This window comes from Acrocarpospora catenulata, assembly GCF_018476525.1.
Taxonomy (GTDB): Bacteria; Actinomycetota; Actinomycetes; order Streptosporangiales; family Streptosporangiaceae; genus Acrocarpospora; species Acrocarpospora catenulata.
Genome location: NZ_JAHCST010000005.1, coordinates 17,739 through 32,057 on the forward strand (window position 1 = coordinate 17,739; position 14,319 = coordinate 32,057).

A 14,319-nucleotide genomic window follows, 5' to 3' on the forward strand; every position below is an offset into this window, starting at 1 on the left:
CGCAACCACGGGGGGACGGCCGGCATTCCGCGCCGGATCAGGCGGGCGCCGGGCGCCGGGGGCGGCGAGCGGGCCGCTCGCCCTCCGGGGAGGGAACCGTCAGGACGTCGGCGGTGAAGGGGGCGCCGTCGGGCAGGGTGTCCACGAGGGTCAGTTCGTCGAGCGCGGCGACGATCGCGCGGGCCACCCGCTGCTCGACCTCCGCCAGCCGCGCGCTGACCGAGCTGCCGACCGGGCAGGTGGGCGGGGGGCCGTGGATGCCGAGCACCGGCCCGTCTCCCTGCGCGGCCCGCCAGACGTCACCGAGGCTGACCTCGTGCGGGGCGCGGGCGAGCAGCCAGCCACCGTACACGCCCGGCCGGGAGGTCACGAACCCGGCCTCGCGCAGCAGGCCGAGCACCCGCCGCAGGTAGACCGAGCTGGTGCCGACGCTGACGGCCATCTGCTCGGAGCTGAGCGGCTCGCCGGGGATCGACGCGAGCAGGCCCAGCGCGTGGTACGCGACGGCGAAGCGGGTGTTGGTGGGGCTGCTCACCCCCGCATTCTATAACTGCAACCGATCTGATTATGATTAACTGTCGTCAGTCTGATTACAGAACTCTCTGGAGGTATCCGAAGTGCCGACCATCGCCGTCATCGGAGCATCGGGCAATCTTGGCCGCCGCGTCGCCGACCTGCTGCTCGACCAGGGCGAACGCCCGGTTCTGCTCACCCGAAACCCGGCCGCGCTCGCCGCGTACGCCCAGCGCGGCGCCGACGTCCGCCACGGCGACTTCGCCGACCCGGCCGGGCTGCGCGCCGCCCTGACCGGCGTCGACCGGCTCCTGCTGATCTCGGTCGACGTGGTCGGCCCGGAGCGTCTCGTGCTGCACAGTCAGGCCGTGGACGCGGCCGCCGCCGCCGGGGTCGGCCACGTGCTCTACACCTCGCTGAGCAGCCCCGAGCCGGACAACCCGGCCGGCGTCGCCGCCAGCCACCGGATCACCGAGACCGCCATTCGCGGCAGCGGCATGACCTGGACGTTCCTCCGCAACAACATCTATGCAGAGTTCCAGGTGCCCACCGTCGCCCAGGCCGCCGCGAGCGGCCAGCTGATCACCAACAGCGGCAAGGGCGCCAGCGCCTACGTCTCCCGCGAGGACTGCGCGGCCGCCGCCGCGGCAGTGCTCACCTCGGACGGCCACGAGAACGCCGTCTACGACATCACCGGCCCGGAGGCGATCGACTCCGCCGCCCTGGCCGCGCTGGCCGCGGAGTTCGGCGGCCAGCCGGTCGAGGTCGTGGACGTCGACGACGAGTCCTTCATCCAGGGCCTCCTCTCGGCCGGCCTCCCACCCGAGGCCGCCCCGCTGATCGCCTCCTTCGGCACTTCAGCCCGGGGGGGCTGGGCGGAGCACGTCTCCACCGCCGTCCACGACCTCACCGGCCGCGCTCCGATCTCCCTGCATGACGTGCTGTCCGCGAACCGCGACGCGTTCAAGGGCTGATCTGGTTCTGCCGGTGGCGTGCGGCCACGCCACCGGCAGGTCAGCCGTTCGCCAGCCGCAGGCTCTGCAGGATCCACGGCGGGCAGCCGGGGTCGGCCTCGGCCTCGGCAAGGGTGCGCCACACCACGCTGGCAACCTCACCAGGGGAGACGGCGACAGGCTCCTGGTCGGCGGGCAGTGGTGCCCGGAACACCACGTTGATGACCGGGTCGCCGTCGTCGGTGACGAAGAACGAACTGGTCACGTAGGTGACGGGGACGCCGGAGAGGTCGATGCCGACCTCCTCGCGCACCTCGCGCCTGGCGGTCTGTTCGAGCACCTCCTCGACGGTCCCGTCGGATTCGACCTTGCCGCCGACACCGGCGAGCTGACCCGGAGCGTGCGCTTCCTGTTCACCGCGTCTGATCAGGAGCCATTGGCCGTCGCGTTCCAGGAAGACCTCGACGTTCACCACGAAGGCGGGCCGTCCCGCCTGGGTCAGGCACGATGCGCTCATGTCGGTGACTGTAGGGGAGTCGGCGCCCGGATGCCGCGAATCGGGCGGGGGTGACGCCGAGGATGCGTTTGAAGTGGCGGTTCAGGTGCGGCTGGTCGTAGAAGCCCGTCTCGGCGGCGACGGTGCCTGGAGGGAGACCCTGGAGGAGCAGTTGGCGGGCCAGGTCCACGCGGCGGGAGATCTGGTACTGGTGGGGGGCCATCCCGAATTCGCGGGTGAACGCGCGGATGAGATGGGTGGGGTGGCGATGTAGCAGGCGCGCCGCCTCGTCGAGGGAGATGCCGTCGCGCAGCCGTGCGTCCAGCAGGTCGCGGAGGTGACGGGCCAGCGGGGGATCGGCGGGATCCCCGTGCTCGGCACGCCCGAGGTGGTGGTGGAGGCGTTCGCGGATCAGGGCCAGGTGGCTCTCGGCCTCCAGGATGTCGCCGGGGGAGGCCAGGACGCCGTGCAGCCGGTCGATCGAGCGGCGGAGGGCCTGATCCGGCAGGGCCGGGTGGTCGACCGCGGGGCCGATCATCTCCTCGCCGAGTTCGGCGCGGTCCAGGTAGAGGACTCGCTTCCGGAAGCCGTGCGCGCTGGCGGCCCGCCCGTTGTGCGGCACGTACGGCGGGAGCACCGTCACCAGCTTGGTGAGCGCGCCGTGCTCGTGCCGGTCCAGGTCGTACCGGACCATGCCGTCGTCGATGATCAGCACTGTCCACGAGTCGTGGACGTGCAGGGGATAGGCGTGCTCGGTGAACCGCGCGTGCAGGACCTCGGTGATGCCCCTGATCGCCGGTCGCCACGCCCTGACGTGCTCGCGTTCGGCCGCGCGCTCGCGTTCGGCCGCCATGCCAGGATCGTACAAGACCGGTGACCGGCGGGTCCGGCAGCCTGGCGGCCATGGAAACCGAGACCGTACGCTTCGACACCAAGATCGCTGTTCTGCTCCGGGACGACCTGCTGGTGTGGCAGCGGCTGAATGTGACGGCCTTCCTGGTCAGCGGGCTGGGGTCGGCCGTGCCCGAGGTGGTCGGCGAGCCCTACCAGGACGCCGACGGGCTGACCTACCTGCCGATGTTCCGCCAGCCGGTCCTGGTGTTCGAGGCGTCTAAGGAGCAGCTCACCTTGGCCCACGGCCGGGCCCTCGCCCGCGAGCTGCCGATGTCGGTCTTCACCTCCGACCTGTTCGCCACCGGCCACGACGCCGCCAACCGTGCGGCGGTCCGCGCGGTCCCCACCAGCGCCCTCGACCTCGTCGGCCTCGCCGTCCACGGCCCGCGGAACGCGGTGGACCGGGTGAGCAAAGGCGCCCGCATGCATCCCTGACACCGCAGAATGAACGCATGCTCCTGTGGATCAACGGCCCTTTCGGCGGCGGGAAGACGCAGACCGCGTACGAGATCCGGCGGAGGCTACCCGGCAGCGTGGTCTGCGACCCGGAACGCGTCGGCTTCGGCCTGCACCGGATGACACCCCCCGCGCTGCGCGGTGACTTCCAGGACATGCCGGCCTGGCGGCAGGGCGTGTACGAGGTACTGGACCTCGTCCTCACCAGGCACCCTGGCCCGGTGATCGCGCCCATGACCGTAGTGGAGCCGGCCTACTTCCAGGAGACCGTCGTACGGCTCCGCGAGCGCCACGACGTCCGCCACTTCGCGCTGCTGGCCAGCCGCGAAACGGTGCTGCGCCGGCTCCGCGAACGCGGTTTCGGGCGCGCCGTCCAGGCGGTGGCCGGAAAGGCCGCCGCCCTGCGCCGGGAGAGCTTCGCCATCTCCAAACTCGACCGCTGCCTGGAACGCCTGCGCGAACCGGAGTTCGCCGAGCACCTACGAACAGACCACCTCACCATCCCGCAGATCGCCGACCACATCGCCGGCCGCGCGGGCCTGACCCTCACCCCGAACACCGACACCGCCCTACAGGGAACGCTGCGCCGGGCCTGGATCGGGCTCGCCCACATCCGTCTCTAGGTTCCGACGGCGTCCAGCAGCGCCTCGGCGGTGACCGGCCGCAGCGCGTCGACCGCCGCGCCCAGGTCGGGGAGGGTCACCTTGGCGGCGGAACCGGCGATGACCACCAGGGCCGAGGAATCCCGCCGCCGCGATCCGCCCCACCGTCGCAAGACTCCGCATGGGGCGGATCGTACGAGTGCCCACCGACAATTCCGGCCGGCCCGGCTCAGGAGAGGGACTCGCCGTCCTCCTGCCCGCGCATTGCCCCGTCTCCAGTCATCGCGCCCAGGGCTCCCGGCTGGTGGTGACCGTCGTGCCGGTGCGTACCGACTCCTCGATCGCCAGGCTGAGCAGGTGGTCCTGGCAGCCGTCCGCCAGCGGGTACGGCTCCGGGGCCTCGCCGCGGCACCAGGCCGTCATCTGGCATGCCAGGCTCACCACGGCCAGGTCGTCCTCGGAGAAACGCGCCCCCTGGTACGCGTTGCGGTAGATCACCCGGCCGTCGAAGCTGATGTGGTCCAGGTCGAACCCTTCGAGGTTCAGGTCGATCCCGGTCTGGCGGCGGATGAGGTGGGACTCCACCGGGGTGCCCGGTTCGGTCAGCCGGACGACACGGTCGTCGACCACCTCGCCGAGCGACCCGCGGATCACGATCCGCCGGGCACGCAGCGGGTTCCACCACTGGTTGTCGGTGAAGTCGTAGAGGCCCATCCCGCCGGCGAACTCCAGGGTGGCGATGGTGGTGCGCGCCGGCTGGGGCTTCGGATCCTCCGCCCACCCGTCCTTGGACAGCGGGTCGGCCAGCGGCGCGGTGAACGACCGGGCGTTGACCGTCGCCTCCTGGAAGCCGGCCCCGAGCAGGTGCCGGATCATGGAAACGGCGTGGTAGAGGTGCGTGGAGGACACCTGCACGGAGGTCACCTCCCCGATCACCCCGTCGCGCACCAGCGCCAGCCGCGCCGCGTGCCCCGGCATGTGCAGGTACTGCTCCGCCACCTGCACCAGACCACTGGACCCCACGGCGTCCCACAGCTCGCGCAGCCCGTCCAGATCGGCGGCCGGCGGCGTCTCGGCCAGCACCGGAATCCCGTACTCGACGAGTTCCCTGGTCACCACCGGAGTGACCGGCCACGGCACCGAGGGGATGACGAACTCCGGACGCTCCGCCGCCAGCATGTCCCCGACCGACCGGAACGTCGGCACCCCCCAGCGGGCCTCGACCTCGGCCCCCCGCTCGGCCGACCTGGTCACCACCCCCGACACCGCCAGCCGTTCGGGCAACGTCCTGGCCAGCCGCAGGAAGAACTCCGAACGCCACCCGCTACCCACCAACCCGAAACGGCCCGGGGACGGTAAACCCATGATCTCTTCCTTCCTGTCCTAAACGGATGTGTCAGTCCAGCCACTCCTCCGTCGGCGCCGCCAGCGGTTCCAGCCGCTCCCACACCTCGCCGGGGATCGGCAGGCTGGCCAGTTCCAGCGTCTGCGCGACCCGTTCCGGCGTGGTGATGCCGACGATGGTGGAGGCGATGCGCGGCTCCCGCAGCGAGAACTGCAGGGCGGCGGCGGCCAGCGGGATTCCGTGCGCCCGGCAGACCTCCTGCATGGCGCGGACACGTTCGCGGGTCTGGTCGCTCGCGGTCCGGTAGGCGTACTTCGGCTGCTCGTCCGGGCCTTTGACCAGCATGCCGCCCCCGTACGGCGCGCCGTTCACCACCGCGATCCCGCGTTCGGCCGCGTCGGCCAGCAGTGGCTCCGCCGACCGGTCCACCAGCGTGTACCGGTTGTGCGTGATGACCGCCTCGAACGCCCCGGTGGCGAGGTACCGCCGCAACAGCCCGATTGGCCCGCCCGCCACCCCGAGGTGCTCGACGACGCCTTCCTCGCGCAGCTTGACCAGGGCCTCCACCGCGCCGCCCGGCGCCATGCCCTGCTCGAACGGGATCCGCTCCGGATCGTGGAAGTAGAGGAGTTGCAGCCGATCCAGCCCCAGGCGGTCCAGACTCTCCGCCACCGAGGCCCGTACCCGGTCCCCGGAGAAGTCGCCCGTCACCGGGTCGGGGTCGACCTTGGTGGCCAGCACGAACCCCGCCGGGAGCCCGCCCCTGGCGCGGAGCGCCTCTCCGATGCGCCGCTCGCTGTCGCCGTACCCGTTGGAGGTGTCGATGAAGTTGATCTCACCGTCGAGTACCTCCAGCATGGTCGCGACCGCGCGCTCGGCGCTCACCGCGTAGCCGTACAGCTCCGGCATGCTGGCCAGCGCGCTCGTGCCGATGCACAGGGGAGTCACCGACAATCCCGTACGCCCCAGCGGACCCGTCCGCACAATCCACCCCTTCCGGCAACATCATCATCTTGTTCCGGACTCTAGGACAGGGGACGGACACCACGCTGGTAGCCGCAGGCGTGGAGCAGTGACTGGATGTGCGGCGGGTCGAGCAGGCTTCGCAGATCATCCGGTAGGTCGTCCCATTGGCGCAGGTCGCGGGGGAGGTGTGCGAGATCCTCGCCGGCGTGTACCCGGGTGGCGAACACGTTGGGGTCGAAGGCCGTCACGCCCAGGCCCGTGTGCCGGGCGACGGCCTCGTACGTGCCGTCGGGGTCGGCGGTCATGTCCTCGTACCGGAGGCGGAGTATCGGGAGGCCGGCGTCCGGCGGGGCCAGGAAGTCCTCCGCCACCCGTGCCCAGTTCTCGACCGCGCCCTCGGTCAGGGCCCGGGTCCAGCGGCCGTCCGTCTTGCGCTCCCACTCGTCCAGGCTGCGGAGCACGTCTCGGGGGTCGCGGATGACCATGATCACCGCTAATCGGGGATAGAACATCTGAAAACGCCGGACATCTTCCAGGGTGTAGCGAACTTCCTTCAACCCCCAGATGGGACGCCCCAGGCGGACCGCGGGCTCCACGAAAAGCAGGTCCACGAACTGGTGGATCGCCTCCGTGATCTGCTCCCGGTCGGGCAGGAGATTGGCCATCCACCCCTGGTACGAACGCTGCGAGAACTCCGTCCGCCCCTGCCCGCCGAGGTTTTCCGACCAGGCCCCCATCTGGTCGGCGGCCTCCAGAATCTTTCCGAGTTGCCCACCGGTCTCCCCCCAGATGAGCACCTCCGGATGCGAGGTCAGCAGACGTTGCAGAAGCGTGCTCCCACATCGCTGACCTGCGGAAAGAACGAGCAGTGGCACGTGCGACGCGGTCATTGTCCCGTCCAGGGTGGGTAACGGCGTGATCGTGGTGGTTGCCGCATTATCGTGCTATCGCTCACCGTCGTCACCGGGTGTCGGTGAAGTGCGAGCGCAGGGCGCGGCGATCGACGTCGCCTTTGGTGGTACGCGGAAAGCGGTCGAGGAAGTAGATCTTCTTGGGGATCTCGAAGGCGGCCAGCCGGCCCCGGCAGTGCTCCCGCAGCTCGTCCTGGCTCGCGTGCCGGCCGGGCCGGAGAACGACGGCGGAGTTCACCTCCTCGCCGTACTTGGCGTCGGGCACGGGGAACGCCAGCGCGTCCTGGACTGCGGGATGGGAGAGCAGCGCCGCCTCGACGGTCTGCGGCGCGATCTTCTCGCCGCCACGGTTGATCATGTCCTTGATCCGCCCGCTGAGGAAGAGGTAGCCGTCGGCGTCCAGGTGGCCGAGGTCGCCGGTGTGGAACCACCCGTCGACGAACGCCGCGGCCGTGGCCTGCGGGTCCCGGAAGTAGCCCTTGGTGAGCGCGGGCCCGCGTACGCACACCTCACCGGTCTCACCGATCCCGGCGGGCTTGCCGTCGGAGGTGACGATGCGGACGTGCAGGCCGGTGGGCACACCCACGGAGGTGTCCTTGCGCACGCCGTCCCGGGGGAGCGGGTTCGACGCGGCCTGATGCGAGGTCTCGGTCATCCCGTACGCGGGGATCATCGGCGCGTGGAACCGCTCCTCCGTCCGGCGCAGGACCGAGGGCGCCAGCGGCGCGCTGCTGCTGCGGATGAACCGCAACGCCGGAGGGGCGGCCGCCGGGTAGTCGGTGACGGCGCGGGCCAGCAGGATCTGGTGAACGGTGGGCACCGCCGTGTACCAGGTCGCCTTCGCGTCCACGATCTCATCCCAGAACCGGTGCGCGGAGAAGCGCCCGGCGGCGGGCAGGTAGACCGCGCCGCCGCTGGCGAGGGTGGCGAGCAGCCCGGCGACGAGGCCGTGGCCGTGGTACAGCGGCATGACCACCAGCGTCGCGTCGCCGGGCCCGAGTCGGTATGTGGACACGATGCCGTCCACGGACGCGGCCAGGTTGGCGTGGCTGAGCGGCACGATCTTGGCCGTGCCGGTGCTTCCCGTGGTGAACATCAGCAGGGCCAGGTCCGGATCGTGGTCCCGGCCCTGCGCCGCCTCGCCTGGGCGGATGCCGGTGACGGCCACCTCGCCGCGCTCGGCGTCGATGTCGATCACCCACGCCGGGCAGGCGTCACCGGGGTAGCTGTCACGCAGATGGCGCGGCAGGACGATGTCCCCGGCTCCGGCGGCGGCTAGGCGCGCACCTGTCTCGGCGCCGCTCAGTTGCGGATCGATCGGCACGGCCGCCACCCCGGCGGCCCAGGCGGCGAGCAGCGCCAGCACGAACTCGGGCCGGTTGTCGCAGTAGATCGCGACCGGACCCGCCCGGCCGATCCCGGCCTCCGCGAACCGGTCCGCCAGCACCCGTACGAGCTGGCCCAGCTGCCGATAGGACAGGCGCGGGCCGCCGGCCACGCCGAGGGCGACCCGCTCGCTCTCCTCGATCAGCACCGGGTCAGCCCTGGTCGGCACCGCGAGTGAACTCCTCGCGCAACGCGTCCCCGCAGTCGTCCAGCGACGGCGCCGGGATCGAGGTGCCCAGCGAGTTGTAGGCGCCGAACTTGATCGGGTTGCCGGGCACCTGGTACCCGTCGACCTCCTTGACCATGCCGCGCACCTTGATGTGCTCCAGCCTGCGGGTGTCGTCGACGTTGAGGACCAGGCTGACGGGCACGCCCGCGTCCTCCAGCCGCTCGTGCCAGGCGGCGGCGTTGTCGGTCCGCAGCACCTCCTCCATGACGCGCTTGAGCTCGGCCTGGTTCCCGGTCCGGTCCACGTTGGTGGCGAAGCGCGGATCGCCGGCCAGCTCCGGCTTGCCCAGCGTGTTGGCCAGGATGCCGAAGAGGTGGTCGTTGCCCACGCAGATCGCGATCAGCTGGTCGGCGCAGCGGAAGGTGTCGAACGGCGCCATGGACGGGTGCCGGTTCCCGATGCGGTGCGGACGGTGGTGGGTGCCGAGGGCGTCCATGAGGCCCTGTTCCATGGTGGCGAAGGTGGCGTCGAGCATGGCCACGTCGACGGTGGTGCCCTTGCCCGTACGCTCCCTGGCCGCCAGCGCGGTGAGGATGCCGCAGTAGCCGAAGACGCCGCCCAGGATGTCGGAGATGGAGGTGCCGACCCTGGTGGGACCGCCGTCCGGCTCGCCGGTGGCGTCCATGATCCCCGAGATGGCCTGGATGACGGTGTCGTACGCCGCCTGCATGTGCAACGGCCCGTACTGACCGAAGCCCGAGATGGAGCAGACGATCAGCCGCGGATGCTCCTGCACCAGCTTGGCCGGATCGAGGCCGAGCTTGGCCATGACGCCGGGACGGAAGTTCTCCACCACGACATCCGCCTTGGCGATCATCAACTCGGCCACGGCCAGATCATCGGGATCCTTCAGGTTGAGGGCGATGCTCTCCTTGCCCAGGTTGGCGAACCGGAAGTACTCCGAGCTGCCGTCGCTGAGGAACGGGCCCATCTGGCGGGTGTCGTCTCCGGACCCGGGCCGTTCGATCTTGATGATCCGCGCGCCCGCGTCGGCGAGCATCCGGGTGCACGTCGGCCCGGCCAGCACGCGGGTGAAATCCACGACCGTGATGTGCTCCAGCGCGTGTGGCTTGCCCGGGTCCAGATGCTCGTCCGGGGTGGCGGCTCCGTGCGTGGTGATCTCCGTGGCCATGGCGTCTCCTCTCGCTCTGGTGTCGTGCTCCTGGTCAGTGCGTCCTGGGGTTCAGGCTGGTCAGATGGCCGCTTTCGGTTCCGGCGGCCGGGTCGATGACGGCGTTGATGAGCGTCGGCTCGCCGGTCTTCAGGGCCGCCCGGAGCTCGTGGCCGAGCTCGTCCGGGGTGTCGGCCTGGTAGCCGGTGCCGCCGAAGGCGGTGATGAGCTTGTCGTAGCGGCTGGAGTGCAGCAGGACCGTCGGGGCGGGGTCGGCCGAATGCGTGTTCACCTCGTCGCCCTTGTAGACGCCGCCGTTGTTGAAGACGACGATGACCACCGGCAGCCGGTACCGGCAGATGGTCTCGATCTCCATCCCGCTGAACCCGAACGCGCTGTCGCCCACCACCGCCACCACCGGGTCGCCCGACTCGACGGCCGCCGCGATGGCGTACCCCATGCCGACGCCCATGACCCCCCAGGTGCCGGAGTCCAGCCTGTGCCTCGGCCGGTACATCGGCAGGATGTCGCGGCCGAAGTCGAGCGTGTTGGCGCCCTCGTTGACCAGGTAGGCCTCGCGGTGACCGTCCAGCACGTCGCGGATCGCGCGCAGCGCGGTGGAGAAGTTCATCGGCGTGGCGTCGGCGGTGAGCCTGGCGTGCATCTTCGCCACGTTCTGCTCGGTCCGGCCCCTGATCGCCTGCCACCAGGCGTCCGGTACGGTGACCTGCCCCGGCCGTAGGGCATCGGTGAACGCGGCCATCGCCGAGGCGATGTCACCGATCACCGGGGCCTCGATCGGCCGGTTGCTGTCGATCTCCACCGGGTCGGCGTCCACCTGGATGAACCTGGCTGCCGCCGACCAGCGCGGCGGCTGCCCGTGGGCGAGCAGCCAGTTCAGCCGGGCCCCGACGAGCATCACCACGTCGGCCTGGCCGAGCACCAGGGACCTGGCCGCGGCCGCCGACTGGGGATGGTCGTCGGGCAGCAGTCCCTTGGCCATCGACATCGGCAGGAACGGGATGCCGGTGGTCTCCACGAAGGACAGGATGGCCTCGTCGGCCCGCGCGTACGCGGCCCCCTTGCCGAGCACGATGAGCGGCCGTTCCGCCTGCGTGAGCAGGTCCAGTGCCCTGGCGACGGACTCGGGTGCGGGGATCATCGCGGGCGCCGGATCCACCGCCTGGAACACCGACGCCTGGGCGACCTCGGCCGGAACGGTGGCGCCGAGCACCGCCGCCGGCAGGTCGAGATACACCCCGCCCGGCCGCCCGGACACCGCGGCCCGGATGGCACGGGCGACGCCGAGGCCGATGTCCTCCGGCCGGTCCACCCGGAAGGCGGCCTTCGCGAAGGGTTTGGCGGCGTTGAGCTGGTCGAGTTCCTCGTAGTCGCCCTGCTGCAGGTCGACGATGGTGCGCTCGCTCGATCCGCTGATCTGGATCATCGGAAAGCAGTTGGTGGTGGCGTTGGCCAGCGCCACCAGGCCGTTCAGGAACCCGGGCGCCGACACCGTCAGGCAGATGCCCGGCCGCCCGGTCAGGAACCCGGCCGCGGCCGCCGCGTGTCCCGCGGCCTGCTCATGCCGGAACCCGATGTAGCGAATCCCCTCGGCCTGCGCGACCCGGGCAAGGTCGGTGACCGGAATGCCGACCACTCCGTAGATCTTCTCGACCCCGTTGGCCCGCAGCGCGTCGACCACGAGTGTGAACCCGTCGGTGACCGCCTCCTGCGGCTGCCCAACGGTACGGGCGACGTTCAACGACATGACAAGCCCCCGCTCTTGTTCCTTCGCCTCCCGGAACAGGCCTCACCGGGACGGGTCTACATAGGTGAATGCGAGGCGGCTGCCGCATTTGTGTGCGCGCCAGTCGCGGGGCGGTCGGCACAGGCAGATAGCCCGGCCCGGGAACGAGCCCCATGTTCGCACCCTAGCCGCCCCGACCTGGCCCGGACAAACTTACCCAGGCCGGAATGTAATAGCGCCGCCTTAACGATCTTCCATTTCACGACACGTACTCTGGAATACGGGTAGACGGAAAAAGGGAAGTTTTCCAGATAAAGGGTCGCTTTTTGCGTGTACCTATCTAGATAGGAACGTATCTGCAGGTCGATGGCAGTCTGAGCGCCCTAGGCGGCGGGAAGAACGATCGAACCCACGTGTCGTCCGTCAACCGTCGCGTCGATGGTCCAGCACCCTTCGCGCGGAACGACGACGATGCTCGGATAGGAGCCCGAACCATCGATCTTCTGGGTGAAATCTCCCTGCGGCCCGGGAGCCGATCCCTGAATGGTGAGCGGGCCGACGGCATCGCGAATCAGCCAGAGGATTTTCGTCTGCTTGCCTCCTGGAAACTCTCCGCCCGGCTTGAGCGTAGGGTCGTCGTTCTCCGCATAGAAGAGAACGGCAACGAAATTGTCGTCACCCATCCACGGAGGCGGCACGTTCGGATCGCTGAACCCCCCACCGAGGCCGGCGGGCAGCGGATCCTTCCGCACCGCACTGACCGCGCAGCCCGCACTCTCCCCGCCCGTCGGCCGCGCCGAACCACCGCTTTCAGCGGAAGCGCCCTGCGGAGAATCGGGCTGCGTGGCACTCGTACACCCGCCAAGCACGAGAAGCCCTAACACCAGAAGAACGGTCGTTCGAAATGCCATGTCCCTCTCGTATCCAGAGTTACCCGTCTGCGTCAAGCGGGATCAGGTAGTGCAGGAGCCGAAGACCTGGGTGGCGATCATGGAGATGTCAGCGGTCCGGGCCGCGGGGTCGGAGCGGTCACCTGTGCCGTAGCGGGCCGAGACGCTGGGCGGATCACTTACGACGCGGTTGCGGGCGATATCCGCCCATATCGGGACGACTTCCCAGTGCCAAATACCGAATTTCTATGGAAATGAGGAATCACCGCCTCTGTGTACGTATCAACTCATGACCTCATCTGACAGGGAGATCGTCCTGATGATCACTCCCGACGGCCCCGCGCCCGCCCGCCGTCAGCTTTCCGACCGGGCGACAAAGCGCCTCGGTGACGCCATCCTGGCCGTGGCTTCGTTGTTCGCCGCATGCTTCGTCGGCGGCCTGATTTACATCATCACCATCATGGGGGTGGCGAGTTGCCCCGACACCTGCCGCCCATCCGGCCTGGTCGTATGGCTGATCGCCGCCGTGTTCCCCGCCGCGGCCTGCATCCCCACCTTCAAATCACGACTGATCGCCACGTTCATCGTCAACGCCCTCATCACGGTCTGCTTCGTCTGGATCGGGCTCGCTATCATGTACAGCTTCTGACGTTTCCCATTTCTGGACGAACGCCTTGACCCGACCTGTCATCGCCGAAATCCCGACCGGCCCCGTCGATGTGCCGACGCGGTTCTCGCGCTGGCCGACGGCGAAGTCATCACCCCGATGAAGTCGGTGGGCTGACATTTCACCTCAGCGGTGGGACATGGGTCACGGTGCGGTGGAGTCGCGGATGACCAGGCGGCAGGGGAGGGTGTGGACGCCGGGGGTGGCTTTGCCGTCGATGGCGGCGAACAGGTGCTGGGCGGCGGTGTGGCCCAGGTGTTCCAGGTCGGGGTCGATCGTGGTGAGGGTGGGACGGGTCTCCTCCGAGAGGACTTCCCAGTTGTCGTAGCCGACGACCGCGATGTCGTCGGGCACGCGCCGGCCGCGCTCCCTGATCGCCTCGATGAACCCGGCGGCCGCCTGGTCGCTGCCGCAGAACACCGCGTCGACCTCCGGGTCGGTCATCAGCAGCATCTCCGCCGCGTGCCGCCCCCACCGCTGGGACCACGCGCCGTACAGCGTCTGGCCCGCCTGCTCCAGCCCCGCCTCGGCGAGCGCCTGCCGCACGCCCTCGGCCCGGTCGGTGGCGGCTTTGTAGTCGGCGGGTCCGGTGACATGCGCGATGCGGGACCGTCCGGTGGCGATCAGGTGGTTGACGGCGAGCCGCGCGCCGCCCACGTCGTCGGGGACGAACGACACGTCGTCGGGGTCCTCGGAGGGGGCGTAGGCGTAGACCACGGGGACCGGTAAATTCCTGGTGATCGACGGGCGGGGGTTGGTGCTCTCGCCGACCACGATGAGACCGTCCACCCGGCGGGAGAGCAGCGTGCGGAGGTAGTGCTGCTCCCTGATCGCGTCGCCGCGGGCGTCGCAGAGCAGAACCGCAACCTCGCCCGCCCCGAAAGCGTTTTCCGCGCCGAGGAGCACGGGGATTCCGAACCTGCCGACCATGTCGCCGGTGAGCAGACCGACCGTGTGGGTCTGCCCGGACAGCAGGCCCCGGGCTAGCGTGTTCGGCTGGAAACTCAGCCGGGCGGCGGCGTCCAGTACCAGCCGCCTGGTCTCGGCCCGGACGTCATCGCGGCCGTTCAGAGCCTTGGAAGCGGTCGCGATGGACACGCCTGCGAGGGCGGCCACGTCTGTTATGGTCGCCCGCCTGGTCGTCATGTCACGA

The 14,319-nt window shown here is 70.0% G+C and carries 16 protein-coding genes; 4 read left to right on the plus strand and 12 right to left on the minus strand.

Annotated features, from left to right (window positions below; all coding sequences use genetic code 11):
- Window positions 1–37 precede the first annotated feature (37 nt).
- Window positions 38–535 carry an Rrf2 family transcriptional regulator gene (locus KIP79_RS06655; protein WP_214103787.1) on the minus strand — a complete coding sequence of 166 codons (498 nt, stop codon included), beginning with the start codon at window positions 533–535 and terminating at the stop codon, window positions 38–40.
- Window positions 536–617: 82 nt separating this feature from the next.
- Between KIP79_RS06655 and KIP79_RS06660 the strand changes: the two genes are divergently transcribed.
- A complete protein-coding gene (locus KIP79_RS06660; protein ID WP_214103788.1) occupies window positions 618–1,487 on the plus strand; it encodes an NAD(P)H-binding protein in 870 nt (289 codons plus the stop codon).
- 40 nt (window positions 1,488–1,527) lie between these two features.
- Here KIP79_RS06660 and KIP79_RS06665 read toward each other — a convergent pair whose 3' ends face one another.
- Window positions 1,528–1,983 carry an NUDIX hydrolase gene (locus KIP79_RS06665; RefSeq protein WP_214103789.1) on the minus strand — a complete coding sequence of 152 codons (456 nt, stop codon included), beginning with the start codon at window positions 1,981–1,983 and terminating at the stop codon, window positions 1,528–1,530.
- On the minus strand, window positions 1,880–2,815 hold the full coding sequence (locus KIP79_RS06670; RefSeq protein WP_214103790.1) for a helix-turn-helix domain-containing protein: 936 nt from the start codon (window positions 2,813–2,815) through the stop codon (window positions 1,880–1,882). Before KIP79_RS06670 ends, KIP79_RS06665 begins: the two co-directional genes overlap by 104 nt.
- 50 nt (window positions 2,816–2,865) lie before the next feature.
- Here KIP79_RS06670 and KIP79_RS06675 point away from each other — a divergent pair, with 50 nt between their 5' ends.
- Both KIP79_RS06675 and KIP79_RS06680 read left to right on the plus strand, forming a co-directional pair.
- The gene (locus tag KIP79_RS06675) at window positions 2,866–3,291 is read left to right on the plus strand and encodes a DUF2000 domain-containing protein (RefSeq protein WP_214103791.1); all 426 of its coding nucleotides are present in this window, start codon (window positions 2,866–2,868) and stop codon (window positions 3,289–3,291) included.
- Window positions 3,292–3,308: 17 nt separating this feature from the next.
- Window positions 3,309–3,935 carry an AAA family ATPase gene (locus KIP79_RS06680; RefSeq protein ID WP_214103792.1) on the plus strand — a complete coding sequence of 209 codons (627 nt, stop codon included), beginning with the start codon at window positions 3,309–3,311 and terminating at the stop codon, window positions 3,933–3,935.
- Here the strand turns inward: KIP79_RS06680 and KIP79_RS06685 are convergent.
- From KIP79_RS06685 to KIP79_RS06720, 8 genes are all read right to left on the minus strand, one after another.
- Window positions 3,932–4,087: a hypothetical protein gene (locus KIP79_RS06685; RefSeq protein ID WP_214103793.1), complete on the minus strand. Its 156-nt coding sequence runs from the start codon at window positions 4,085–4,087 to the stop codon at window positions 3,932–3,934. The genes KIP79_RS06680 and KIP79_RS06685 overlap by 4 nt on opposite strands.
- 106 nt (window positions 4,088–4,193) lie before the next feature.
- Window positions 4,194–5,279: a Gfo/Idh/MocA family protein gene (locus tag KIP79_RS48905; RefSeq protein WP_214103794.1), complete on the minus strand. Its 1,086-nt coding sequence runs from the start codon at window positions 5,277–5,279 to the stop codon at window positions 4,194–4,196.
- A gap of 31 nt (window positions 5,280–5,310) precedes the next feature.
- Window positions 5,311–6,207, minus strand: coding sequence for an aldo/keto reductase (locus KIP79_RS06695; RefSeq protein ID WP_214103795.1), 897 nt, complete (start codon window positions 6,205–6,207; stop codon window positions 5,311–5,313).
- A 77-nt stretch (window positions 6,208–6,284) separates the two neighbouring features.
- Window positions 6,285–7,115: a sulfotransferase family protein gene (locus KIP79_RS06700; RefSeq protein ID WP_214103796.1), complete on the minus strand. Its 831-nt coding sequence runs from the start codon at window positions 7,113–7,115 to the stop codon at window positions 6,285–6,287.
- A 70-nt stretch (window positions 7,116–7,185) separates the two neighbouring features.
- Window positions 7,186–8,691, minus strand: coding sequence for an AMP-binding protein (locus KIP79_RS06705; protein ID WP_214103797.1), 1,506 nt, complete (start codon window positions 8,689–8,691; stop codon window positions 7,186–7,188).
- Window positions 8,675–9,883, minus strand: coding sequence for a CaiB/BaiF CoA transferase family protein (locus KIP79_RS06710; protein WP_214103798.1), 1,209 nt, complete (start codon window positions 9,881–9,883; stop codon window positions 8,675–8,677). The genes KIP79_RS06705 and KIP79_RS06710 overlap by 17 nt, the downstream gene beginning before the upstream one ends.
- Before the next feature lie 34 nt (window positions 9,884–9,917).
- Window positions 9,918–11,630, minus strand: a complete 1,713-nt coding sequence (gene oxc, locus KIP79_RS06715) for an oxalyl-CoA decarboxylase (protein WP_214103799.1) — start codon at window positions 11,628–11,630, stop codon at window positions 9,918–9,920.
- 362 nt (window positions 11,631–11,992) lie between these two features.
- Complete coding sequence (locus KIP79_RS06720) at window positions 11,993–12,520, minus strand: hypothetical protein (RefSeq protein WP_214103800.1); 528 nt, start codon at window positions 12,518–12,520, stop codon at window positions 11,993–11,995.
- A 298-nt stretch (window positions 12,521–12,818) separates the two neighbouring features.
- On the opposite strand from KIP79_RS06720, the gene KIP79_RS06725 reads away from it, so the two are divergent.
- Window positions 12,819–13,148 carry a hypothetical protein gene (locus KIP79_RS06725; protein ID WP_214103801.1) on the plus strand — a complete coding sequence of 110 codons (330 nt, stop codon included), beginning with the start codon at window positions 12,819–12,821 and terminating at the stop codon, window positions 13,146–13,148.
- Window positions 13,149–13,310: 162 nt separating this feature from the next.
- On the opposite strand, the gene KIP79_RS06730 is transcribed toward KIP79_RS06725, so the two are convergent.
- Entirely contained in the window at window positions 13,311–14,282 is a 972-nt protein-coding gene (locus KIP79_RS06730) for a LacI family DNA-binding transcriptional regulator (protein WP_308169604.1), read from the minus strand.
- Between the last annotated feature and the right edge of the window lie 37 nt (window positions 14,283–14,319).

Excerpts from the sequence above, each read along its gene's own strand:
- KIP79_RS06665 (WP_214103789.1), bottom strand. The coding sequence starts at position 1,983 with ATGAGCGCATCGTGCCTGACCCAGGCGGGACGGCCCGCCTTCGTGGTG.
- KIP79_RS06670 (WP_214103790.1), bottom strand. The coding sequence starts at position 2,815 with ATGGCGGCCGAACGCGAGCGCGCGGCCGAACGCGAGCACGTCAGGGCG.
- KIP79_RS06675 (WP_214103791.1), top strand. The coding sequence starts at position 2,866 with ATGGAAACCGAGACCGTACGCTTCGACACCAAGATCGCTGTTCTGCTC.
- KIP79_RS06680 (WP_214103792.1), top strand. The coding sequence starts at position 3,309 with ATGCTCCTGTGGATCAACGGCCCTTTCGGCGGCGGGAAGACGCAGACC.
- KIP79_RS48905 (WP_214103794.1), bottom strand. The coding sequence starts at position 5,279 with ATGGGTTTACCGTCCCCGGGCCGTTTCGGGTTGGTGGGTAGCGGGTGG.
- KIP79_RS06700 (WP_214103796.1), bottom strand. The coding sequence starts at position 7,115 with ATGACCGCGTCGCACGTGCCACTGCTCGTTCTTTCCGCAGGTCAGCGA.
- KIP79_RS06710 (WP_214103798.1), bottom strand. The coding sequence starts at position 9,883 with ATGGCCACGGAGATCACCACGCACGGAGCCGCCACCCCGGACGAGCAT.
- oxc (WP_214103799.1), bottom strand. The coding sequence starts at position 11,630 with ATGTCGTTGAACGTCGCCCGTACCGTTGGGCAGCCGCAGGAGGCGGTC.
- KIP79_RS06720 (WP_214103800.1), bottom strand. The coding sequence starts at position 12,520 with ATGGCATTTCGAACGACCGTTCTTCTGGTGTTAGGGCTTCTCGTGCTT.
- KIP79_RS06725 (WP_214103801.1), top strand. The coding sequence starts at position 12,819 with ATGATCACTCCCGACGGCCCCGCGCCCGCCCGCCGTCAGCTTTCCGAC.